Raw genomic sequence first — 21,887 nt, 5'->3', positions numbered from 1 at the left:
TTTCCGAAAACAAAATGACCGCATTACCTGCTACCGGCAGGTAGGTGCGACCATCGGAGGGCGCCGCCAGGCAACCAGCCGGGGCGGCGTAGCAACGAAGCTCAGGGAAAGCAGAGGAACTCGGCCATGGCAACGGCGCCCAGCGTCTCGTATTCGATGACGGTCCGGCTGGAGGTTCCCGCCAGCGGAACCGCGGTCTCCCAGCTCACCACGGCGGTGGAGTCCCACGGCGGATCCGTCACCGGCCTCGACGTGACCGCCTCCGGCCACGAGAAGCTCCGCATCGACGTCACCATCGCCGCGACCTCCACCGCGCACGCCGACGAGATCGTCGAGCAGCTGCGCACCATCGAGGGCGTCGTCCTCGGCAAGGTCTCCGACCGTACGTTCCTGATGCACCTCGGCGGCAAGATCGAGATGGCGTCCAAGCACCCCATCCGCAACCGTGACGACCTCTCCATGATCTACACCCCGGGCGTCGCCCGCGTGTGCATGGCGATCGCCGAGAACCCCGAGGACGCCCGCCGCCTCACCATCAAGCGCAACTCCGTCGCGGTCGTCACCGACGGCTCCGCCGTCCTCGGCCTCGGCAACATCGGCCCGATGGCCTCGCTGCCCGTCATGGAGGGCAAGGCCGCCCTCTTCAAGCGCTTCGCCGGCATCGACGCCTGGCCGATCTGCCTCGACACCCAGGACACCGACGAGATCGTCGCGATCGTCAAGGCGATCGCCCCCGGCTTCGCGGGCATCAACCTGGAGGACATCTCCGCGCCCCGCTGCTTCGAGATCGAGGCCCGGCTGCGCGAGGCCCTCGACATCCCCGTCTTCCACGACGACCAGCACGGCACCGCCATCGTCGTCCTCGCCGCCCTCACCAACGCGCTGCGCGTGGTCGGCAAGGGCATCGGCGACGTACGGGTCGTCATGTCCGGCGCCGGCGCGGCCGGTACGGCCATCCTGAAGCTGCTGATCGCGGCGGGCGTCAAGCACGCCGTCGTCGCCGACATCCACGGCGTCGTGCACGCGGACCGCGAGGACCTGGTGGAGGCGCCGGCCGACTCCCCGCTGCGCTGGATCGCCGACAACACCAACCCCGAGGGCGTCACCGGCACCCTCAAGGAGGCCGTCGTCGGCGCGGACGTCTTCATCGGCGTCTCGGCCCCCAACCTGCTCGGCGCGGAGGACGTCGCCGCCATGGCGGAGGGCGCCATCGTGTTCGCGCTCGCGAACCCGGACCCGGAGGTCGACCCGGCCGCCGCGCGCCAGACGGCCGCCGTCGTCGCCACCGGCCGCTCGGACTTCCCGAACCAGATCAACAACGTGCTGGTCTTCCCCGGCGTCTTCCGAGGCCTGCTGGACGCCCAGTCCCGCACGGTCAACACCGAGATGATGCTGGCGGCCGCCTCGGCCCTCGCCGACGTCGTCTCCGAGGACGAGCTCAACCCGAACTACATCATCCCGTCGGTCTTCAACGACAAGGTCGCCGGCGCGGTCGCCGGTGCGGTGCGCAACGCGGCGAAGGCGGCCACCTCGGGCGGTGCGCCGAGCGGGCGCTGACGGCGCGTCGCGATTCGCGGAGCCGTAAACCCCCCTTTAGGGTTGCTTTTCGGCTCCGCGTGCCTTCGCGGAGTCGGCGGGAGTCGACAGAACGTCACCACGACGGGGCGCTGGCGCTTTTCGTGTGACCCCAGGGGGTGCCGGATTGGCGTTCCCGCCGCTGGTGGGGGCAGGATGCGTGTTTGGGCGCGAGGGTCTGGCATTAGACCCGGGTCCGGGGACTGTCCGAAGGCCCTGGCAGCATCGGCTTCGCTGTACCCAATCACGCGGCTTCCGCCGCGTGGCACGCCTCACAGGCAAGAAGAACACGGGAGTAACAACATGAACCGCAGTGAGCTGGTGGCCGCCCTGGCCGACCGCGCCGAGGTGACCCGCAAGGACGCCGACGCCGTGCTGGCCGCTCTCGCCGAGACCGTCGGTGAGGTCGTCGCCAAGGGCGACGAGAAGGTCACCATCCCCGGCTTCCTGACCTTCGAGCGCACCCACCGTGCCGCTCGCACCGCTCGGAACCCGCAGACCGGCGACCCGATCAACATCCCGGCCGGCTACAGCGTGAAGGTCTCCGCGGGCTCGAAGCTCAAGGAAGCCGCCAAGGGCAAGTAAGGCGGCCTAGAGGCGCAGAAAGGGCGGCCACCCTGTCAGGGGGTGGCCGCCCTTTCGTTCGCCCTTGTACGGGCCCGTGAGGGCCCTTGACGCCTTACAGGGGCCCGTGTGGGGCCCGTGACGCCGTCGAGAGCGGCGGGCCCGGTACGCCGTCCACCGGCGCGGGGCCCGTACGCCGCAGAGCGGCGCAGGGCCCCTGGGGGTGTCCTGAGGCGTCCGGTCAGACCAGGGCGCTGCCCGGGAGCTCGACCTTGGCGCCGAGCTCGACGAGCTTCTCCATGCTGTGCCTGCCCGGGGGACGACCCCCGGACCCCCGGCGAAGGGGGCCCTGGGGTGTCCGGTCAGACCAGGGCGCTGCCCGGGAGCTCGACCTTGGCGCCGAGCTCGACGAGCTTCTCCATGAAGTTCTCGTAGCCGCGGTTGATGAGGTCGATGCCGTGGACACGGGAGGTGCCCTGGGCGGCGAGGGCCGCGATGAGGTACGAGAAGCCGCCGCGGAGGTCGGGGATGACCAGGTCGGAGCCCTGGAGCCGGGTCGGGCCCGACACGACGGCCGAGTGCAGGAAGTTCCGCTGGCCGAAGCGGCAGTCGGAGCCGCCGAGGCACTCGCGGTACAGCTGGATGTGGGCGCCCATCTGGTTCAGCGCGGAGGTGAAGCCGAGCCGGGACTCGTACACCGTCTCGTGGACGATGGACAGGCCCGAGGCCTGGGTGAGGGCCACGACCAGCGGCTGCTGCCAGTCCGTCTGGAAGCCGGGGTGCACGTCCGTCTCCAGGTGGATCGCGTTGAGCGAGCCGCCCGGGTGCCAGAAGCGGATGCCCTCGTCGTCGATCTCGAAGGCGCCGCCGACCTTCCGGTACGTGTTGAGGAAGGTCATCATCGAGCGCTGCTGGGCGCCGCGCACGTAGATGTTGCCCTCGGTCGCGAGGGCGGCGGACGCCCAGGAGGCCGCCTCGAGGCGGTCCGACAGCGCCCGGTGGGTGTAACCGTCGAGACGGTCGACACCGGTGATCCGGATGGTCCGGTCGGTGTCCATGGAGATGATCGCGCCCATCTTCTGCAGCACGCAGATGAGGTCCTCGATCTCGGGCTCCACGGCCGCGTTCGACAGCTCGGTGACGCCCTCGGCGAGCACCGCCGTCAGCAGCACCTGCTCGGTCGAGCCGACCGACGGGTACGGCAGCCGGATCTTGCAACCGCGAAGACGCTGCGGCGCCTCCAGGTACTGTCCGCCCTCGCGCTTCTCGATGGTGGCGCCGAACTGGCGCAGCACGTCGAAGTGGAAGTCGATGGGCCGGCCGCCGATGTCGCAGCCGCCCAGGCCCGGGATGAAGGCGTGGCCGAGGCGGTGCAGCAGCGGGCCGCAGAAGAGGATCGGGATGCGGGACGAACCGGCGTGGGCATCGATGTCGGCGACGTTCGCGGACTCGACGTGCGTCGGGTCGAGGACGAGCTCGCCGGGCTCCTCGCCCGGGCGGACCGTCACTCCGTGCAGCTGGAGCAGCCCGCGGACGACGCGGACGTCACGGATGTCGGGCACGTTGCGCAGGCGGCTGGGGCCGCTGCCGAGCAGTGCCGCGACCATCGCCTTGGGCACGAGGTTCTTCGCGCCGCGGACGCGGATCTCGCCCTCCAGCGGGGTTCCGCCGTGGACAAGCAGGACATCGTCTGTGCCGGTCATGAATCTCGCGTTCCGGAGTGGGGTCGGTCGGGTGGCCAGTGAAAAGGGTAAGGGGCCATGAGACCCCGTTCGGGTGCCTCGGGGGGTCTGTCAGATGTAATGAATTCGGCACAACACCCTCTGTTCCCGTGATCTTGCGGAGTGTCACCGTCCGCTTGGCTCGGCGGCGCGGCCCGGAGGCTCCGCCGCCTCCCGCCCGACCTGCGACTCAGGCCGCGACGGTCGCCGCCTTCCCGGCATCCCGTCCGACAACACCCCGCGAACGCCGAACATGCGGGATCATGTGTCGCATGACCGAGGTGTCCTCGCTCACAGGACGGCTGCTCGTGGCCACCCCCGCGCTGGCGGACCCGAACTTCGACCGCGCGGTCGTCCTGCTGCTCGACCACGACGACGAGGGCTCGCTCGGCGTGGTCCTCAACCGGCCGACGCCGGTGACCGTCTCCGACATCCTCGCGCCCTGGGCCGGACTCGCCGGCGAACCGGGCGTCGTCTTCCAGGGCGGGCCCGTCTCCCTCGACGCGGCGCTCGGCGTCGCCGTCATCCCCGGCGACGAGGGCCCCCTCGGCTGGCGGCGGGTCTACGGGGCGATCGGCCTGGTCGACCTGGAGACCCCGCCCGAACTGCTCGGACCCGCGCTCGGCTCGCTCCGGATCTTCGCGGGGTACGCGGGCTGGGGACCCGGTCAGCTGGAGTCCGAGCTCGACGACGGCGCCTGGTACGTGGTCGAGTCCGAGCCGGGCGACGTCTCCTCGCCGCGCCCCGAGACCCTCTGGCGCCAGGTGCTGCGCCGCCAGCGCGGCGAGCTCGCGATGATCGCGACGTACCCGGACGACCCGTCCCTCAACTGAGCCCCCGGCTTTCAGTACCCTTGGCCTTTATGAGCACTCTCGAGCCCGAGCGCGGGGCAGGTACGGGGACCCTCGTCGAGCCGACGCCGCAGGTGTCCCACGGTGACGGCGACCACGAGCGCTACGCCCATTACGTCCAGAAGGACAAGATCATGGCGAGCGCCCTCGACGGCACCCCCGTCGTGGCGCTGTGCGGCAAGGTCTGGGTACCGGGGCGCGACCCCAAGAAGTACCCGGTCTGTCCCATGTGCAAGGAGATCTACGACTCCATGGGCGCCGGCGGCGACAAGGACAAGGGCGGCAAGGACAAGTAAGCGGGTCCTGACGTCGGGGACGGCCCCCCTCGTACGCACTTCGGTGCGTGCGACGGGGGCCGTTCCGTTTTTCCGGGTGCCGGGTGCCGGGTGCCGGGTGCCGGGTGCCGGGTGCGGGCTGTCGGGTGCCGGGTGCGGGCTGTCGGGTGCCGACTGCGGGCTGCGGGCTGCGGGCTGCGGGGGGTCGGGTGCGGCGTGCCGGGTTCGGGGTTCGGCGGTCCTTCCGTGCGTACGGGGCCGTTGCGCAGGGTGCTTTCGCCGGTCACGGAGTGGTTGAGGTGGTCGAGACCTCTTGTCGGGTCGCCGGAGCCGCGCCTAACCTCACGCGTGTTGTGCAGCACGAAACGCCCATTGCACATGCTGCAACGCGCACTTCCGGAGGGGATTCCGACATGAAGCTGCTCGCCCGCCTCGCCACCCCGGCCGCCCTGCTCCTGCTGGCCGGACTCACCGCCACCGCCTGCGCCCCCCAGACGTCCGACGGCAGGTCCACGGCGGACGACAGGACCGGCACCCTGCGCGTCTGGCTCTTCCGGGAGGTGAGCAACAAGCCCAAGGAACAGGTCGTCGACCAGGCCGTCGCCGCCTTCGAGAAGCGGCACCAGGGCGCGAAGGTCGAGGTCGAGTACATCCCCGTCGAGACCCGTGCCCAGCGCGTCAAGGCGGCCTTCAACGACCCCGCGTCGGCCCCCGACCTCATCGAGTACGGCAACACCGACACCGCCGGCTACGTGAAGGACGGCGGACTCGCCGACATCAGCGCCGAGTTCGACGCCTGGGCCGAGGCGAAGGACACCGACCCCACCGCCCGGCAGTCCGTCACCGTCGCCGGCAAGGTCTACGGCGCCCCGCTCTTCGTCGGCGTCCGCGCCCTCTACTACCGCACCGACGTCTTCCGGGAGCTCGGCCTCACCGCACCCAAGAGCCAGGCCGAACTCGTCTCCACCGCCAGGAAGATCCGCAAGGCCAGGCCCGACCTGTACGGCATCGCCGTCGGCGGCGCCTACACCTACGGCGCCATGCCCTTCGTCTGGTCCGCCGGCGGCGAACTCGCCACCACGAACGGCGACTCGTACAAGGCCGCCGTCAACAGCGAGGCCGCCCTCAAGGGCATCGCCACGTACACCTCGCTCTTCGGCGACGACAACTGCCCCGCCGCCAAGTGCGCCCAGATGGGCGGCAACGCCACCGTCACCGCCTTCGCCTCCGGCAAGGCCGGCATGGCCATCGGCGGCGACTTCAGCCACGCCGCCGTCGAAGCCGGCGCCGTCAAGGGCAGGTACGCCGTCGTCCCGCTGCCCGGCACCACCCCCGGCTCCATCGCCCCCGCCTTCGCCGGCGGCAACAACATCGGCGTCCTCAAGAGCACCTCGCACCGCACCCTCGCCGTCGACCTCCTCAAGTCCCTCACCGGCAAGGACACCCAGGGCAGGCTCTTCGACGCGATGGGCTTCCTGCCCACCTACACCGACGTCCGCGCCTCCGCCGCCCGGCGGCAGCCCTTCGTGAAGCCCTTCATCGACACCCTCGGCGCGGGCACCAGGTTCGTCCCGGCGTCCCCCGGCTGGGGACAGATCGACGCGGGCCTCGTCCTCCCCACGATGTTCCAGGAGATCGTCAGCGGCCGGAAGGACGCCAGGACCGCCGCCGACGCCGCCGCCGAGAAGATGGACGCGGCCTTCGCGCCGGCGGGCTGACCCGCATGACGACCCCGCTCACCGAGCGGCGCACCGCCGCACCGGCACCGAAGCCCGCCCCGGCCACCCCGGCCGCCCGGCGCACCCGCACCCGGGGCCACCGCCCCTGGACCCCCTGGCTCTACCTCCTGCCCGCCCTCGCCGTCCTCGGCGGACTCCTCGTCTACCCCGTCTACCAACTCGGCCTGATCTCCTTCCTGGAGTACACCCAGGCCCAGGTCAGCGGCGGCGAACCCACCTCCTTCCAGGGGTTCGGCAACTACACGGCCCTCTTCTCCGACCCCCAGTTCCGCCAGGTCCTCCTCACCACCGTCCTCTTCGCCGCCGTCTGCGTCGTCACCACGCTCGCCGTCGGATGCGCCCTCGCCGTCCTCCTCACACGCGTGCGTGCCCTGCCCCGGCTGGTCCTGCTGCTGGCCGCGCTCGGCGCCTGGGCGACCCCCGCCATCACCGGCTCCACCGTCTGGGTCTTCCTCTTCGACCCCGACTTCGGCCCCGTCAACCGGATCCTCGGACTCGGCGACCACTCCTGGACCTACGGGCGGTACAGCGCCTTCGCCCTCGTCCTCCTCGAAGTGGTCTGGTGCTCGTTCCCGTTCGTGATGGTCACCGTCTACGCCGGCATCAGGTCCGTGCCGTCCGAGGTCCTGGAGGCCGCCGCCCTCGACGGCGCCTCCCAGTGGCGGACCTGGCGCTCGGTCACGGCGCCGATGCTCCGGCCGATCCTCGTCGTCGTCACGATCCAGTCGATCATCTGGGACTTCAAACTCTTCACCCAGATCTACGTGATGACCAACGGCGGCGGCATCGCCGGCCAGAACCTCGTCCTCAACGTCTACGCCTACCAGAAGGCCTTCGCCTCCTCCCAGTACAGCCTGGGCTCGGCGATCGGCGTCGTCATGCTCCTCGTCCTGCTGGCCGTGACCCTCGTCCACCTCCGGCTGCTCCGACGCCAGGGAGAAGAACTGTGAACGCCCTCCGGATACGGCGTCCCGGGCGGCTCGCCGCCGAGGCGGTCACGCTCCTCGTCGCGGCGGCCGTCGCCTTCCCGCTGTACTGGATGGTCCTGTCGGCGTTCAAGCCGGCGGGCGAGATCCAGTCGACGCGGCCGCGGCCGTGGACGCTCGCGCCGTCGCTCGACTCCTTCCGGCGGGTCTTCGAGCAGCAGGAGTTCGGCCGCTACTTCGTCAACTCACTGGTCGTGGCGGGCACGGTCGTCCTCGCCTCCGCGCTGATCGCGTTCCTCGCGGCGACGGCCGTCACCCGGTTCCGCTTCCGGTTCCGGACGACGCTCCTGGTCATGTTCCTGGTCGCCCAGACGGTGCCGGTCGAGGCGCTGACCATCCCGCTCTTCTTCCTCATGCGGGACCTGGGACAGCTCAACACCCTCGGCTCGCTGATCCTGCCGCACATCGCGTTCTCCCTGCCGTTCGCGATCTGGATGCTCCGAGGCTTCGTCAAGGCCGTCCCCGAGGCCCTGGAGGAACAGGCGCAGATCGACGGCGCGAGCCGCACCCGGTTCCTGTGGCAGATCCTCTTCCCGCTGGTCTTCCCGGGCCTCGTGGCGACCAGCGTCTTCTCCTTCATCTCGACCTGGAACGACTTCCTCTTCGCGAAGTCGTTCCTCATCAGCGACACCTCGCAGTCGACCCTTCCCATGGCGCTGCTCGTCTTCTTCAAGCCCGACGAGAACGACTGGGGAGGCATCATGGCCGGTTCGACCGTGATGACGGTCCCGGTGCTCGTCTTCTTCGTACTCGTACAGCGCCGCCTGGTCTCCGGACTGGGCGGGGCGGTGAAGGACTGACGCGATGACCCCCGAAACGGACCTGATCCCCGCACCCCTGGCGGTCGGGCGCCGGAGCGGCGCCCCCGGTTCCCTCCCGCTCGGGGAACGGACCACGATCGACGCCGGACCCGGCACCGGATCCACCGCCCGCTGGCTGCGGTCCGCGCTGGGCCCCGCCACCGGACTGGCCCTCGCCGACGGCACCGGCCCGCACGCGATCCGGCTGCGGATCGACGAGGAGGCGGCGCGGCGGTACGGCCCCGAGGGCTACCGCCTCTCCACCGAGACCCCCGGCGCGACCGCCGTCATCGAGGGCGGCGGCCCCGCGGGCGTCTTCTGGGGCGCCCAGACCCTCCGCCAGCTCCTCGGCCCCGACGCGTACCGCAAGGCGCCCGTGGGGAGGGACGGGGCCCTGGAGCTCCCGTACACGACCGTCGAGGACGCCCCCCGCTTCGGCTGGCGCGGCCTCCTCCTCGACGTCTCCCGGCACTTCGCGCCCAAGGACGACGTCCTGCGGTACCTCGACCTGCTCGCCGCCCACAAGCTGAACGTCTTCCACTTCCACCTCACCGACGACCAGGGCTGGCGCATCGAGATCAAGCGCCACCCCCGGCTCACCGAGGCCGGATCCTGGCGGTCCCGCACCAAGTGGGGCCACCGGGCCTCGCCGCTCTGGACCGAGACCCCCCACGGCGGCTTCTACACCCAGGACGACATCCGCGAGATCGTCGCGTACGCCGCCGAACGGCACATCACCGTCGTCCCCGAGATCGACCTCCCCGGCCACTCGCAGGCCGCGATCTGCGCGTACCCCGAACTCGGCAACAGCGACGTCGTCGACACCGCCGCCCTCACCGTCTGGGACACCTGGGGCGTCAACCCGAACACCCTCGCCCCCACCGAGACCGTCCTGCGCTTCTACGAGGGCGTCTTCGAGGAGGTCCTCGACCTCTTCCCGTCCACCTTCGTCCACGTCGGCGGCGACGAGTGCCCCAAGGACCAGTGGAAGGCCTCACCGGCCGCCCAGGCCCGCATGGAGGAACTCGGCCTCGCCGACGAGGACGCACTCCAGTCCTGGTTCATCCGCCACTTCGACCGCTGGCTCGCCGACCGCGGACGGCGCCTCATCGGCTGGGACGAGATCCTCGAAGGCGGCCTCGCCGAAGGCGCGGCCGTGTCCTCCTGGCGGGGCTACGGCGGCGGGATCGCCGCCGCCACGGCCGGCCACGACGTCGTCATGTGCCCCGAACAGCACGTGTACCTCGACCACCGCCAGGCGGCCGGCGAGGACGAGCCGGTGCCCATCGGCTTCGTCCGCACCCTGGAGGACGTCTACCGCTTCGAGCCCGTCCCGCCCGGCCTGCCGCCGGAGGCCGCCGCCCACATCCTGGGAACCCAGGCCAACGTGTGGACCGAGGTCATGGAGAACCGCGCCCGCGTCGACTACCAGGTCTTCCCCCGCCTCGCCGCCTTCGCCGAGGTCGCCTGGTCCGCGCTGCCCGCGCCGGACGCCCGCGACTACGCCGGATTCGAGCGCCGCATGAGCACCCACTACCGCCGCCTCGACGCCCTCGGCGTCGACTACCGGCCACCCGCCGGCCCCCACCCCTGGCAGCGGCGGCCCGGGCTCCTCGGCCGCCCGGTCGAGGGGGCGCCCCCGAACGTGTGAGACACCCGTCCACGCCCTCCCCGGAAGGCCCCGACGCCGAACGCGTGAGAGCCGCGCGGCCGACGTCGGGGCCCCTGACGGCGGCGGTGTGAGCGACCCGACGTCCCCGTGTCACCCAAGAACGGCGAAAGGGAAGTTACCGTCCCTCACGGGGCGTCCCGGGCGGAACAGTCCTTCGCGGACCCTCGCGCCGGACGGCTCGGAAGATGTGCCAGAGTTGCCACGTCCGGCGTGTGAGCACGTACGGTACGCCCACACGCAGGCGCGACAGCAGACGTGACAGCAGGCGCGCGGCCGGGCACAGTCGGGGACCACCGGGACACCGGGAAGGGGCAGCGGGTTGACCACGCACGCACCACAGACGGCGCAGTCCGTGACGCTGCCCGCCTCGCTCGACGAGGCCGTGGCAGCGCTCACGGCCATGCCGGCCGCCGTGCCCGTCGCCGGTGGCACCGACCTGATGGCCGCCGTCAACAGAGGTCAGCTCCGCCCCGCCGGCCTCGTCGGCCTGAGCCGCATCAACGAGATCCGAGGCTGGCAGTACCAGGACGGCCACGCCCTCCTCGGCGCCGGCCTCACCCACGCCCGCATGGGCCGCCCCGACTTCGCCGCCCTCATCCCGGCCCTCGCCGCCGCCGCCCGCGCCGCCGGGCCGCCCCAGATCCGCAACGCGGGCACCCTCGGCGGCAACGTCGTCACCGCCGCGCCCACCGGCGACTCGCTGCCCGTCCTCGCCGCCCTGGAGGCCGACCTCGTCGTCCTCGGGCCGCTCGGCAGCCGCGAGATCCCCGTCTCCCACCTCCTCGCGGGCCGCGACCTCCTCGCCCCCGGCGAGCTCGTCGGCTTCGTCCGCGTCCCCCTGCTCCACGCCCCCCAGGTCTTCCTCAAGGCCACCGGCCGCACCGGCCCGGCCCGCGCCACCGCCTCCGTCGCCGTCGTGCTCGACCCGGCCCGCCGCGGCGTGCGCTGCGCGGTCGGCGCCGTCGCGCCGATGCCGCTGCGCCCGCTGGAGGCCGAGCGGTGGATCGCCTCCCTCGTCGACTGGGACAACGACCGCGGCCTCGCCCCCGAGGCGCTGGCCGCCTTCGGCGAGTACGTCGCCGCCGCCTGCATTCCCGACCCGCCGGGCGACGAACAGTTGTCCCCCGGCGTACTGCACCTGCGGCGCACCGTCGCCGCACTCGCCCGACGCGCTCTGGGGAGGGCACTGTCGTGAGCACCGACGACCGGACCACCGGCCAGGGCGGCTACCCGGGCGGCTGGGAGCCGATCCCGCAGAGCGAGGGGTACGACGGCGACGCCACCGCGTTCGTCCAGCTGCCCCCCGACTTCATGCTCGACGGCGTCCCGCTGGAAGCGCCCGGCCACGGCTACGTACCGCCGATGATCACCCCGCTCCAGCCGCTCACCCCCGCCGCCACGGACCCGGCCGCCACCGGCACCTGGAACGTGCACCTTCCGACCGAGGCCGAGCAGACCCAGTACTTCGAGCAGCCGGAGTACCCGGGACAGCCCGCGTACGACGGCCACCCGGAGTACTCCGGGCAGGACCGGTACGCCGGGCCGGGCGACTACGACGGCGGCCCCGAGTACGCCGCCCAGGGCGGCCGTATCGGGCATGCCGAGTACGTCCCGCACGCCGAGTACGTCGACCGGGGCGACTACGCCGACCCGAACGCGTACGCGGACCAGGGCGAGCACGCGGCGCCGAACGCGTACGCCGACCAGGGCGAGTACGCCGAGCACTCCGCGTACGCCGGCCGGCCCCCGTACCCGGACCACGACACGCACGCCGGCCGGGACCCGAACGCGACGGCCGAATGGCGTTTCGGCGACGGGGCGGCGCCCGCCCCCGGCGACACCGGTCAGTGGGAGATCCCCGTCGTGCCGGAGACGGCCGACGCGCCGGGGGAGGACCCCACCGCGTTCGCCCCCCCGGCCGCGCCCTCCTACGCCCAGGCCCCGGCGACCCTGCCGGGCGGCGCTCCGGCGCCCTGGGCACTGCCGGAGGAGCCGGCGGCCGAGGCCACGGACGTCGTCGGCGCGACCGCCGACGGTGACGGGGGCACGGCCCCCGGGACCGCGGACGCACCCGCTCCGGGCGCCGCCCGGGACGAGGCCGCGGACGGCGAGCCCGCAGCGGACCCCGAGCACCACCCCGAGGAGCACCCCGAGGGCGGTGCCGCCGGCCAGGTGACCGCCGACGAGTCCCGCGAAGGCGACGGATCCGGCGAGCCCTCCGGCGCGTCCGGCGAGCACACGGCACCCGAAGACCACGGCGTACACGGCGACGACCACGGCGCCTCCGGCGACGACCACGGCGTGCACGGTGACGATCACCCCGTATCCGGTGACGACCACGGCGCCTCCGGCGAGCACGGCGCGGACCGGGCGGCCACCCCGGCGCCCGTCACCGCGGCCACCCCCGCCGCCGCTCCCGTCCCCGCTCCGAACCCGTACGCCTCCACGGACAGCGACGAGCACCCCCACACCTCGTACACCCTCCGGGTCAACGGGGCGGACCGCCCCGTCACCGACTCGTGGATCGGCGAGTCCCTGCTCTACGTGCTGCGCGAGCGGCTCGGTCTGGCCGGGGCGAAGGACGGCTGCTCGCAGGGCGAGTGCGGCGCGTGCAACGTGCAGGTCGACGGCCGTCTCGTCGCCTCGTGCCTGGTGCCGGCGGCGACCGCCGCCGGGAGCGAGGTGCGGACGGTCGAGGGGCTCGCGGTCGACGGCGAGCCGTCCGACGTGCAGCGGGCGATGTCCAGGTGCGGCACGGTCCAGTGCGGCTTCTGCATCCCCGGCATGTGCATGACCGTGCACGACCTCCTGGAGGGCAACCACGCCCCCACGGACCTGGAGACGCGCCAGGCGCTCGCCGGCAACCTGTGCCGCTGCTCCGGCTACCGGGGCGTCCTCGAAGCCGTACGGGACGTCGTCGCCGAGCGCGAGGCCGGCGCCGCGGCCACCGCGTCCGAGGCCTCCGACGAGGCCCGTGTCCCGCACCGGATCCCCCACCAGCACGACGGAGGCATGGCGTGAGCAGCGACGGGACCACCGCGATTCCCACGCTCCCGGTCCTGGACGCTCCCGGGACCCCGGCCCAGGAGCCGCCCGCCCACGGCCTCGGCACCTCGCTCCCGCAGGCCGAGGCACGGGCGAAGACCGAGGGCACCTTTCCGTACGCCTCCGACCTGTGGGCCGAGGGCCTGCTCTGGGCGGCGATCCTGCGGTCCCCGCACCCGCACGCGCGGATCGTCTCCGTCGACACCTCGGCCGCGACCGCCATGCCCGGCGTGCGGGCCGTGGTGACGGCCGCCGACGTGCCCGGCGCGGCGACCTACGGCCGACGGGTCGCCGACCGGCCCGTCTTCGCCTCCGACCTGGTCCGGCACCACGGCGAGGCGATCGCGGCCGTCGCCGCCGACCACCCCGACACGGCCCGGCTCGCGGCCGCCGCGATCAGCGTCGAGTACGAGATCCTCGACCCCGTGACCGACCCCGAGAAGGCCTTCGAGGCGGACGCGCTGCACCCCGACGGAAACCTCATCCGGCACATCCCGCTGCGCTTCGGCGACCCGGACGCGACGGGCGACGTCGTCGTCGAGGGCCTGTACCGGATCGGACGCCAGGACCCGGCGCCGATCGGCGCGGAGGCCGGCCTCGCCGTGCCGCGCCCCGACGGAGGCGTCGAGCTCTACACCGCCTCGACCGACCCGCACACCGACCGCGACCTGGCCGCCGCCTGCTTCGGCCTGCCGCCCCAGCAGGTCAAACTGGTCGTCACCGGCGTCCCCGGCGCCACCGGCGACCGCGAGGACCCCGGCTTCCAGATCCCGCTGGGCCTGCTCGCCCTGCGCACCGGCTGCCCGGTCAAACTCACCGCTACGCGCGAGGAGTCCTTCCTCGGCCACGCCCACCGCCACCCCACCCTGCTGCGCTACCGGCACCACGCGGACGCCGAGGGACGCCTGGTGAAGGTCGAGGCGCAGATCCTGCTCGACGCGGGCGCGTACGCCGACTCGTCGTCCGAGTCGCTCGCCGCGGCCGTCGCCTTCGCCTGCGGCCCGTACGTCGTGCCGCACGCCTTCGTCGAAGGCTGGGCCGTCCGCACCAACAACCCGCCGTCCGGCCACGTGCGGGGCGAGGGCGCGATGCAGGTGTGCGCCGCCTACGAGGCCCAGATGGACAAACTGGCCGCCAAACTGGGCGTGGACCCGGCCGAGCTGCGCATGCGGAACGTCATGGCCACCGGCGACATCCTGCCCACCGGCCAGACCGTCACCTGCCCCGCCCCGGTGGCCGAACTCCTGGCCGCCGTACGCGACTTCCCGCTCCCCGCGCTCCCCAAGGACACCCCCGAGGACGACTGGCTGCTGCCCGGCGGCCCCGAGGGTGCCGGCGAACCCGGCGCGGTGCGACGGGGCGTCGGCTACGCCCTCGGCATGGTGCACATGCTCGGCGCGGAGGGCACCGACGAGGTCTCCACCGCGACCGTACGGGTCATGGACGGGGTCGCCACCGTCATCTGCTCGGCCGTCGACACGGGTTCGGGCTTCTCCACCCTCGCCCGCCAGATCGTCCAGGAGACCCTCGGCATCGACGAGGTCCACGTCGCCCCCGTCGACACCGACCAGCCCCCCGCCGGCCCGGCCGCCCACGGCCGCCACACCTGGGTCTCCGGCGGCGCCGTCGAACGCGCCGCCAAGATGGTCCGCACCCAGCTCCTCCAGCCGCTGGCCCACAAGTTCGGCATGTCCACCGAGCTCCTCCAGATCACCGACGGCAAGATCACCTCGTACGACGGCGTCCTCTCGACGACGGTCACCGAGGCCATGGACGGCAAGGAACTCTGGGCCACCGCCCAGTGCCGCCCCCACCCCACCGAGCCCCTCGACGACGCCGGCCAGGGCGACGCCTTCGTCGGCCTCGCCTTCTGCGCCATCCGCGCCGTCGTCGACGTCGACATCGAACTCGGCTCCGTGCGCGTCGTGGAGATGGCCGTCGCCCAGGACGTCGGCCGCGTCCTCAACCCCGCCCAACTCGCCGTCCGCATCGAGGCCGGCGTCACCCAGGGCGTCGGCGCGGCCCTCACCGAGAACCTCCGCACCGCCCGCGGCGTCGTCCGCCACCCCGACTTCACCGGCTACGCACTCCCGACATCCCTGGACGCGCCGGACATTCGCATCGTGAAACTCGTCGAAGAGCGCGACGTCGTCGCTCCCTTCGGCGCCAAGGCCGCCAGCGCCATCCCCGTCGTCACCTCACCCGCCGCAGTAGCCTCAGCCGTACGCGCCGCCACCGGCCGCCCGGTCAACCGCCTCCCGATCCGCCCCCAGGCAGCCGTCGCCGTGCCCAATTCGTAACCATGTGATGTCCGTTGCTTGTGCAACCGAGAGGTGCGCACTGTCGTCGTTCCTGACTACAGTGAACTTCTAGACTTGTGCGGTACACAGCATGGTGGTTCACGGGGGAGGGACGCGGGCATGCAAGCTCCGATGGAAGGTCTGTCGGCCGGGATGCGGACGCAGGCCGTCAAATACAGCGCCGACTCCATCAGCGAGTTCAAGACCGAGGTCGACAAGCTCATCGACTCGCTCGACGGCACGATGAAGGTGACGGCCGATCCGAACGGCACCGTCACCGCGGTCGACCGCAGCAAGTTCGGTGGCGGCGGCGCCGCTTGGGCCGAGGCACAGAGCGCCTACGCCTCGTACTCCAAGGTGCGCCAGAGCCTGGTGGACCTGTCCAAGCTCCTCAAGGACTGCCTGGAGGGCCTCGGCATCGCCGTCGTCGCCTCCCAGGACGGCATCGAGACGATGGACGAGGACATCAAGCTGAAGATGCGCGGCATCTACCAACGCACGAAGGACGCTCAGGAGAAGTCCGAGCAGCAGAAGACGAACCAGGGCAACCCGCCGGCCGACGGCAGCGAGGGCACCTCGGGCGGCGGCACCTTCCAGTAGGCGCGGCTGACACATCGGGACACACGGGGACACGGGGAAGAGGCGAAGAATGATTCCGTCAGACGGTGGTGACGGCGGCGGAGGCGTCGGCGGAACCAATTTCCGCGACATGAGCCACCAGCAGATGCTCACGTGGCTGAACGAGGCCAGCAGCTTCTACGTCGGCGACGCGGCCGGCGTGCTGCGTACGACCGGCACGAAGCTCACCGAGATCGCCGATCGGCTCGTCGACCGCATGAAGGACATGGACTGGGAGGGCGAGGCGGAGAAGGCGTTCTCCGAGTGGACCCTCGCGGTGGCCAAGTCCACCTCGGACCTCGGCACGTACAGCACCGACGGCGCGTACTGGATGGAGGGCAACGCCTCGGCCATCGCCGCGGCCTCCAGCGCCATCCCCCGGTACGTCTCGTACGAGAGCGCCAAGGCCAACCTGGAAGCCGCGCTCAAGTACCACAACGACCCCGACTCGCAGACCATCGCCCGTGACGCGAAGAAGGCCAGCGACGAACTCGCGACCATCGAGGGCAAGGAGCGCGCCAACCAACAGGCCGCCGCCGCCGAGATGGAGCGCCTCTCCGCCACCTACCAGTGGTCCAGCACGCAGATGTCCGGCATGCAGCCGCCGACGTTCCCGCCGCCGCCGGGGACGTTCGTGCCGGATGTCAAGACCAGGTACGGGGACGATTCGGAGTACATCGGCTCCTACCCTCAGAGCGACAGTCGCTCCACCGGCTCGGACTCGGGCACGACGCAGAACACCCGGTCGCAGCCGGACACGCGGACCACGCCCGGGACGAACGTCGTCCCGCCGTCCGGCGACCCGACCGGGCCGACGCACGTCATCCGGCCGGAGGTGCGGCCCGAGGTCCCGGCGGACCTCGGCATCGACAGCGTGGAGACCCTCCCGCCGCCGACCACGACCGGCCCGCAGACGCCGAACCCCGGCGGCCCGCCGCCGGTCACCAGGCCGGACGGCGGTACACCCCCGGTCATGCCGCCCATGGGCGTCCCCCCGGTCACGGGCAAGGGCGGTCCGGGGCCGCTGGGTCCCACGGGTCCCGTCACCGGCGGCACGCGCAACCAGCTGCCCAACGGCCTGCGCGGTATGCCCGGCCCGCTGGGCGGCACCCGCGAGGGCATCAGCGGCGGCCGCCCCGTACCCCACACGCAGGGGCGCCCCCAGACGGGCATCCCGCGCAGCACCGTCATCGGCAACGAGCCCGGCGGGCGCAACGGAACCGGCATGGGCCGAGGCCCCATGGGCGGCGGCCACGGCATGGGCGGCCCCATGGGCGGCGCGGCCGGCCAGAACGGCATCAGCGGCGGCCGCCGCCTCGCCGGCGAGACCGGCGGTGTCGTCGGCGGCAAGGCGCAGCGCGCCGGTACGGCCGGTGGCACCGGTGGCGCGCGTCCCTTCACGCCCGGCGGCTCCGGCCTCGTGCGCGGAGGTACCCCGCAGTCCCGCGAGCGCGAGGAGCAGAACGGAGAGCGTCCCGACTACCTGGTCGAGGACGAGGAGACCTGGCAGCAGGGCAACCGCCGCGTGGCCCCGCCCGTCATCGACTGATCAGCGCGAGGAAGCAGATGCGTACCAGCAGTATTCGTCGGAGCCGTGCCCGAGCCACCGCCTCGGCCGCCTTGGGGATGCTGCTGGTGGGCATCGCTACCGTTCCCGCCCACGCGGAGGGCATCCGGGACCGGCAGTGGCACCTGGACGCCTTCGGCGCCGAGGAGATCTGGCAGCACAGCACGGGCAAAGGCGTCACCGTCGCGGTGATCGACACCGGGGTGGAAAAGAGCAACCCGGACCTCCGCGGTCAGGTGCTCGAAGGCAGGGACTTCGCGCCGGAGTTGTCGGGTGACCAGTTCACGGACTACGACGGTCACGGCACGGGCATGGCCGGCCTGATCGCCGGTACCGGGGCGAGGGACGGTGGGAACGGGGCCTACGGTCTGGCGCCGGGCGTCAAGATCCTGCCGGTGCGTGTTCCCGGCCTCCGCGATGACGACAACGACAACATGGCGGAGAGCGACGAGCAGTTCAACCGCATCGTTCCGCAGGCGATCCGGTACGCGGCCGACTCCGGTGCTCAGGTCATCAACCTCTCCCTGGGAGCCACCACGGGCTCGCAGGCACTCACCGACGCGGTGAAGTACGCCCTGGGGAAGGGTGCGCTCGTCTTCGCCGCCGTCGGGAACAACGGCGAGAAAAGCAATCTGCCCGCATACCCGGCGGCGTCCCCTGGGGCGGTCGGCGTCGGCGCCGTCGACAACAAGGGCAAGCGCATCCCGATGTCGCAGTACGGCGACCAGGTCGACGTCGTCGCGCCCGGCAAGGACACGGTGCACGCCTGCGGCGGAGGCACCGGCCTCTGCAAGTCCAGCGGTACCAGTGACGCCACCGCCCTCGCCTCCGCCTCCGCCGCGCTCCTGTGGTCGAAGCACCCCGAGTGGACCAACAACCAGGTCCTGAAGGTCATGCTCAACACCATCGCGGCGCCCTCCGGCGGCGAGAAGCGCAGCGACTACGTCGGCTACGGGGCGCTTCGGCCGCTTCGTACGCTGAAGACGCCCGGCGACCCGGGCCCGGCCGACGTCCGGCCCATCGACGACCTGACCGAGGCGGCGCCGACGGCGTCGGCCACGCCGTCCGACAGCGGCGACCTGCCCTCGGCGGACCCGGCTCCGGCGGAGTCCTCCGTGGCTCCCGCGCCCGGTCCCGTCGCGAGCGAGGAGAGTGGCGACACGGGCCTCTGGATCGGTCTCGGGATCGGCGCGGCCGTGCTGGTCGGTGCGGCCGTCGCCGTGCCGGTACTCCGTTCACGGCGGGGCTGAGCGGACCCGTCTGCCGTGACGCACATGCGCTCAGCGCGGGTACGCACCGGTGCGGCCGTCGCCGTGGCCGCGGTTCTCGCGGGCTGCGGTGGCGGTGGAGGCGGAGGCGGCCCGGAGGAGCCGGAGGGGTCGGCCGCGGCGGAGGTCTGCGGGGGCTTCGCCGAGGACGCCGACGCCGCGGCGGCGCTCAAGGCCGTTCTGGGCGGCGGGCGTCTCGAGGACGACCTGTCGCAGCACGACAGGGCCGTCGCCAGGCTGCGTGACGACGCCGCGGCGCCTTGGGCCGACTCGTATCGGCCGCAGCCGTTGAGGTACTGCGTCCTGCGGCCCGTCGAGGGCGGTCCGAAGGACCTCGAGGTGGAGGTGGGCGCGGTGGGCAAGGGGCCTTACCTGGGCGCGGAGCTCGCCGAGTCGGTGACGTCCTACGTTTCGGGCGTCGAGGCCTTCTCCTCCGCCGGTACCGGCCGTGTCTACTTCGCCTGCCGTCCCGAGGGGACCGCACACGCCATCGTCGTCGGGACGGCCGTCCGGGGCCCGGCGGGTGTTCCGGACACGGACCTGGACCAGCGGACCCGGCTGGTCACCCTCGCCAACGCGGCGGCCCGGGGCGTCGCCGCCGAGCTGGGGTGCACCGACACGGGGCTCGTCGAAGGCGTGCCCACGAAGGCGCGGCCGTGAGCTCGCCGCGCCGCTGACCCACCGGACTCGTTCCTGCACCCGGAACTCCCCCTGCACCCGGAACTCCCCCTGCATCCGGAACTCTCCCTGCACCCCGGACCCGCTCCTACACCCCGAACACCGGCATCGCCGCGATCTGGCCGCCCCGGGCGATGAAGACGCGGTTGCCGCCGCTCGCCAGCTGGTAGGTGCCCGCGCGCCTCATGGTCGCGGTGAAGAGGTGTTCCTGGGTGTCCTTGTGGACCACGAGGACGGAGCTGTTGTCGGGGGAGTGGAGCCAGACCGTCGCGCCCGCGACGGCCGGGGGGTTGACGGTACTGGGGCCGATTCCGTCCATGACCTCGTACCAGTCGGAGACGGGGAAGCGGGTGTCGCGCATGGTCTTGTATCGGTAGGCGTTGTAGCCGTTGATCGCGAAGACGAGGTCGCCGGAGGCGACGGGCGTGCCCCAGGGTGCCGCGTCGCTGCCGGCCTCCTCCTCCCACAGGAAGTCGCCGCGGTCGAGGCGGCGGGCCGTCAGGTTGCGGCCGCCGAAGTAGGCGGCGTTGTTGTCGCCGAGGGCCGGGGACTGGCCGTCCGTGCCCTGTTTGTCGATCTCCCAGTCCGTCTCGCCGGTCTCGGTGTAGAGGGCGGCGACGTGGCCGTCCCTGCCGTGGATCACGAGGCGCTTCCGGCCCACGGCCGCCTTCGCGGCCCCGTTGTGGGAGCGCGGCGACGTCATCGGGCGGGCCCAGGCGGTGGCGAGCGTCCAGGCGTCGACGGCGCGGAGCTCGTTGTCCTTCGTCACCAGGTAGACGTGGGTGTCGTCGGCGGCGAGGACGTCGTCGACGTCGGACTGGGTCTGCCAGACGGGCCGGCCGGTGGAGGCGACGAAGGCGTTCAGGACGCCGTTCCTGTCGACGCCGACGACGAGCCGGTCGGCGACGGAGACGTAACCGGCGTCGGCGTCGATGTCCTTGGCCCGCCACCGCTCCCTGCCACTGGTGACGGACAGCGCGAGCAGGCCGCCCGTCTTCGCCTGAGTGATCACCACATCCCGTACGGGCAGCGGCAGTTCGCCCTCCGGCGCCACGACGTCCAGGGGGCCCCACAGGGGCTTGGGGGTCTCGCCAGGCTTCTGGTCGACGGCCGAGACGAACGCGGCCTCCGGGGCCGCCACGGCGGGAGGGACGTCGGCCGTCGGCGACTTCGCGCCGCCGCGGCTCATCCACCAGGCGCCCGCCCCGCCGGCGGCGCCGAGGACGGCCACGCCCGCGGCGGCGCCGGTGAGGAAGCGGCGGCGGGTCGGCGACGAGGAGGGGACCGCGGTGTCCTCGGGCGCCGCCAGGCGCTTCACGGCCGTCTCGCGCCGCTTGATGTCGTCGGCGAGCGGCCCCTTGCGCCAGGCGCGGTCGGCGCCCTTCGGCGGGGCGAAGGCCTCCGCGATCCGCGGCGGATCCGGGCGGAACGCCGGGTCCTTCGCCAGACACGGGCCGATCAGCTCCTGGAGCTCCGGCTGCACCAGGCTCAGGTCCGGCGTGCCGTGCACCACCTCGTACTGCACCGCAGCCACGTGCCCGCCGTCGAAGGTGCGGCGGCCGCTCGCCGCGTACGCCAGGACCGCGCCGAGCGAGAAGACGTCCGAGGCCGGCCCGACGCGCTGCCCGAGGACCTGCTCGGGGGCGCCGTAGCCCGGAGTGACCGGGATCTGGCCCGTGGTGGTGAGGGTCAGGCCGTGCTCGGGGCGCGCGATGCCGAAGTCGATGATCCGCGGGCCGGTCGAGGTGAGCACGATGTTCGCGGGCTTCAGGTCGCGGTGGACCAGACCCGCGGCGTGGATGTCGTGCAGGGTGCGGGCCAGCCGGCCGGCGAGCGCGCGGACCGCCGGCACGTCCAGCGGCCCGTACGCGCGGACGGCCTCGTCGAGCGTCGGACCCGCCAGGAACTCCGCCGCGATCCACGGCCGCCCGCCCTCGGTCTGCGCGCCCAGGACCCGCGCCACGCCCTTGCTCGTGACGGCCCGCGCCATGTCGGCCTCGCGCACGAACCGCTGCGCGAGGTGCTGGTCGTGGGCGAGTTCGGGGCGCAGGACCTTGACGGCGGCGGGCACCCCGGCGCCGTCCCGGCCGACGTACACCTTGCCCATGCCGCCTTCGCCGAGGACGCCGAGCAGGCGGTACGGGCCGAGCCGGAGCGGGTCGCCGGTGGCGAGGGGCTGAGTGGTCACGAGACTGCTTTCCGGTGGGTGAGGGGGCGGAGGGCCGGGG

Annotated in this window: 17 protein-coding genes; 15 read left to right on the top strand and 2 right to left on the bottom strand. The window is 72.6% G+C overall.

All coding sequences use genetic code 11. The features are described 5' to 3' along the window. Positions 1-126: 126 nt before the first annotated feature. The gene (locus AC067A_RS31250) at positions 127-1,557 is read left to right on the top strand and encodes an NAD-dependent malic enzyme (protein WP_479246148.1); all 1,431 of its coding nucleotides are present in this window, start codon (positions 127-129) and stop codon (positions 1,555-1,557) included. Between the two features lie 321 nt (positions 1,558-1,878). Next, positions 1,879-2,160, top strand: a complete 282-nt coding sequence (locus tag AC067A_RS31245; protein WP_017237029.1) for an HU family DNA-binding protein — start codon at positions 1,879-1,881, stop codon at positions 2,158-2,160. A 341-nt stretch (positions 2,161-2,501) separates the two neighbouring features. Here AC067A_RS31245 and murA read toward each other — a convergent pair whose 3' ends face one another. After that, positions 2,502-3,842, bottom strand: a complete 1,341-nt coding sequence (gene murA / locus AC067A_RS31240; RefSeq protein ID WP_017237030.1) for a UDP-N-acetylglucosamine 1-carboxyvinyltransferase — start codon at positions 3,840-3,842, stop codon at positions 2,502-2,504. Between the two features lie 290 nt (positions 3,843-4,132). On the opposite strand from murA, the gene AC067A_RS31235 reads away from it, so the two are divergent. From AC067A_RS31235 to AC067A_RS31175, 13 genes are all read left to right on the top strand, one after another. After that, positions 4,133-4,693: a YqgE/AlgH family protein gene (locus tag AC067A_RS31235; protein ID WP_479246146.1), complete on the top strand. Its 561-nt coding sequence runs from the start codon at positions 4,133-4,135 to the stop codon at positions 4,691-4,693. A gap of 29 nt (positions 4,694-4,722) precedes the next feature. Next, positions 4,723-5,007, top strand: a complete 285-nt coding sequence (locus AC067A_RS31230) for a DUF3039 domain-containing protein (RefSeq protein WP_056558193.1) — start codon at positions 4,723-4,725, stop codon at positions 5,005-5,007. Between the two features lie 392 nt (positions 5,008-5,399). Then, complete coding sequence (locus tag AC067A_RS31225) at positions 5,400-6,704, top strand: extracellular solute-binding protein (RefSeq protein ID WP_479246145.1); 1,305 nt, start codon at positions 5,400-5,402, stop codon at positions 6,702-6,704. 5 nt (positions 6,705-6,709) lie between these two features. Then, the gene (locus AC067A_RS31220) at positions 6,710-7,675 is read left to right on the top strand and encodes a carbohydrate ABC transporter permease (RefSeq protein WP_479246143.1); all 966 of its coding nucleotides are present in this window, start codon (positions 6,710-6,712) and stop codon (positions 7,673-7,675) included. Further along, positions 7,672-8,511 carry a carbohydrate ABC transporter permease gene (locus tag AC067A_RS31215; RefSeq protein WP_479246141.1) on the top strand — a complete coding sequence of 280 codons (840 nt, stop codon included), beginning with the start codon at positions 7,672-7,674 and terminating at the stop codon, positions 8,509-8,511. Before AC067A_RS31220 ends, AC067A_RS31215 begins: the two co-directional genes overlap by 4 nt. A gap of 4 nt (positions 8,512-8,515) precedes the next feature. Further along, on the top strand, positions 8,516-10,162 hold the full coding sequence (locus AC067A_RS31210) for a beta-N-acetylhexosaminidase (protein ID WP_479246139.1): 1,647 nt from the start codon (positions 8,516-8,518) through the stop codon (positions 10,160-10,162). 340 nt (positions 10,163-10,502) lie between these two features. Continuing rightward, on the top strand, positions 10,503-11,378 hold the full coding sequence (locus AC067A_RS31205; RefSeq protein WP_479246137.1) for an FAD binding domain-containing protein: 876 nt from the start codon (positions 10,503-10,505) through the stop codon (positions 11,376-11,378). Beyond that, complete coding sequence (locus AC067A_RS31200) at positions 11,375-13,204, top strand: 2Fe-2S iron-sulfur cluster-binding protein (RefSeq protein ID WP_479246135.1); 1,830 nt, start codon at positions 11,375-11,377, stop codon at positions 13,202-13,204. Before AC067A_RS31205 ends, AC067A_RS31200 begins: the two co-directional genes overlap by 4 nt. After that, positions 13,201-15,528 carry a xanthine dehydrogenase family protein molybdopterin-binding subunit gene (locus AC067A_RS31195; protein WP_479246134.1) on the top strand — a complete coding sequence of 776 codons (2,328 nt, stop codon included), beginning with the start codon at positions 13,201-13,203 and terminating at the stop codon, positions 15,526-15,528. The genes AC067A_RS31200 and AC067A_RS31195 overlap by 4 nt, the downstream gene beginning before the upstream one ends. Before the next feature lie 120 nt (positions 15,529-15,648). Continuing rightward, entirely contained in the window at positions 15,649-16,128 is a 480-nt protein-coding gene (locus AC067A_RS31190; RefSeq protein WP_479246132.1) for a hypothetical protein, read from the top strand. A 109-nt stretch (positions 16,129-16,237) separates the two neighbouring features. Further along, positions 16,238-17,695, top strand: coding sequence for a hypothetical protein (locus AC067A_RS31185; RefSeq protein ID WP_479246130.1), 1,458 nt, complete (start codon positions 16,238-16,240; stop codon positions 17,693-17,695). Positions 17,696-17,712: 17 nt separating this feature from the next. After that, positions 17,713-18,963 (top strand): type VII secretion-associated serine protease mycosin, encoded by a 1,251-nt coding sequence (gene mycP, locus AC067A_RS31180; RefSeq protein WP_479246128.1) that lies wholly within the window; start codon positions 17,713-17,715, stop codon positions 18,961-18,963. Positions 18,964-18,987: 24 nt separating this feature from the next. Further along, a complete protein-coding gene (locus AC067A_RS31175; RefSeq protein WP_479246127.1) occupies positions 18,988-19,641 on the top strand; it encodes a hypothetical protein in 654 nt (217 codons plus the stop codon). A 106-nt stretch (positions 19,642-19,747) separates the two neighbouring features. Here the strand turns inward: AC067A_RS31175 and AC067A_RS31170 are convergent, their stop codons facing one another. Beyond that, complete coding sequence (locus AC067A_RS31170) at positions 19,748-21,847, bottom strand: protein kinase domain-containing protein (RefSeq protein WP_479246125.1); 2,100 nt, start codon at positions 21,845-21,847, stop codon at positions 19,748-19,750. Positions 21,848-21,887: the final 40 nt, after the last annotated feature.

Source organism: Streptomyces sp. NPDC043176 (genome assembly GCF_056436715.1).
Note: the sequence above shows the minus strand (reverse complement) of the source record. Positions and strands in the feature narration are given on the sequence as shown.

Coding starts and splice junctions, on each gene's coding strand:
- AC067A_RS31250 (WP_479246148.1), top strand. CDS start 127: ATGGCAACGGCGCCCAGCGTCTCGTATTCGATGACGGTCCGGCTGGAG.
- AC067A_RS31245 (WP_017237029.1), top strand. CDS start 1,879: ATGAACCGCAGTGAGCTGGTGGCCGCCCTGGCCGACCGCGCCGAGGTG.
- murA (WP_017237030.1), bottom strand. CDS start 3,842: ATGACCGGCACAGACGATGTCCTGCTTGTCCACGGCGGAACCCCGCTG.
- AC067A_RS31235 (WP_479246146.1), top strand. CDS start 4,133: ATGACCGAGGTGTCCTCGCTCACAGGACGGCTGCTCGTGGCCACCCCC.
- AC067A_RS31230 (WP_056558193.1), top strand. CDS start 4,723: ATGAGCACTCTCGAGCCCGAGCGCGGGGCAGGTACGGGGACCCTCGTC.
- AC067A_RS31225 (WP_479246145.1), top strand. CDS start 5,400: ATGAAGCTGCTCGCCCGCCTCGCCACCCCGGCCGCCCTGCTCCTGCTG.
- AC067A_RS31220 (WP_479246143.1), top strand. CDS start 6,710: ATGACGACCCCGCTCACCGAGCGGCGCACCGCCGCACCGGCACCGAAG.
- AC067A_RS31210 (WP_479246139.1), top strand. CDS start 8,516: ATGACCCCCGAAACGGACCTGATCCCCGCACCCCTGGCGGTCGGGCGC.
- AC067A_RS31190 (WP_479246132.1), top strand. CDS start 15,649: ATGCAAGCTCCGATGGAAGGTCTGTCGGCCGGGATGCGGACGCAGGCC.
- AC067A_RS31185 (WP_479246130.1), top strand. CDS start 16,238: ATGAGCCACCAGCAGATGCTCACGTGGCTGAACGAGGCCAGCAGCTTC.
- mycP (WP_479246128.1), top strand. CDS start 17,713: ATGCGTACCAGCAGTATTCGTCGGAGCCGTGCCCGAGCCACCGCCTCG.
- AC067A_RS31175 (WP_479246127.1), top strand. CDS start 18,988: ATGCGCTCAGCGCGGGTACGCACCGGTGCGGCCGTCGCCGTGGCCGCG.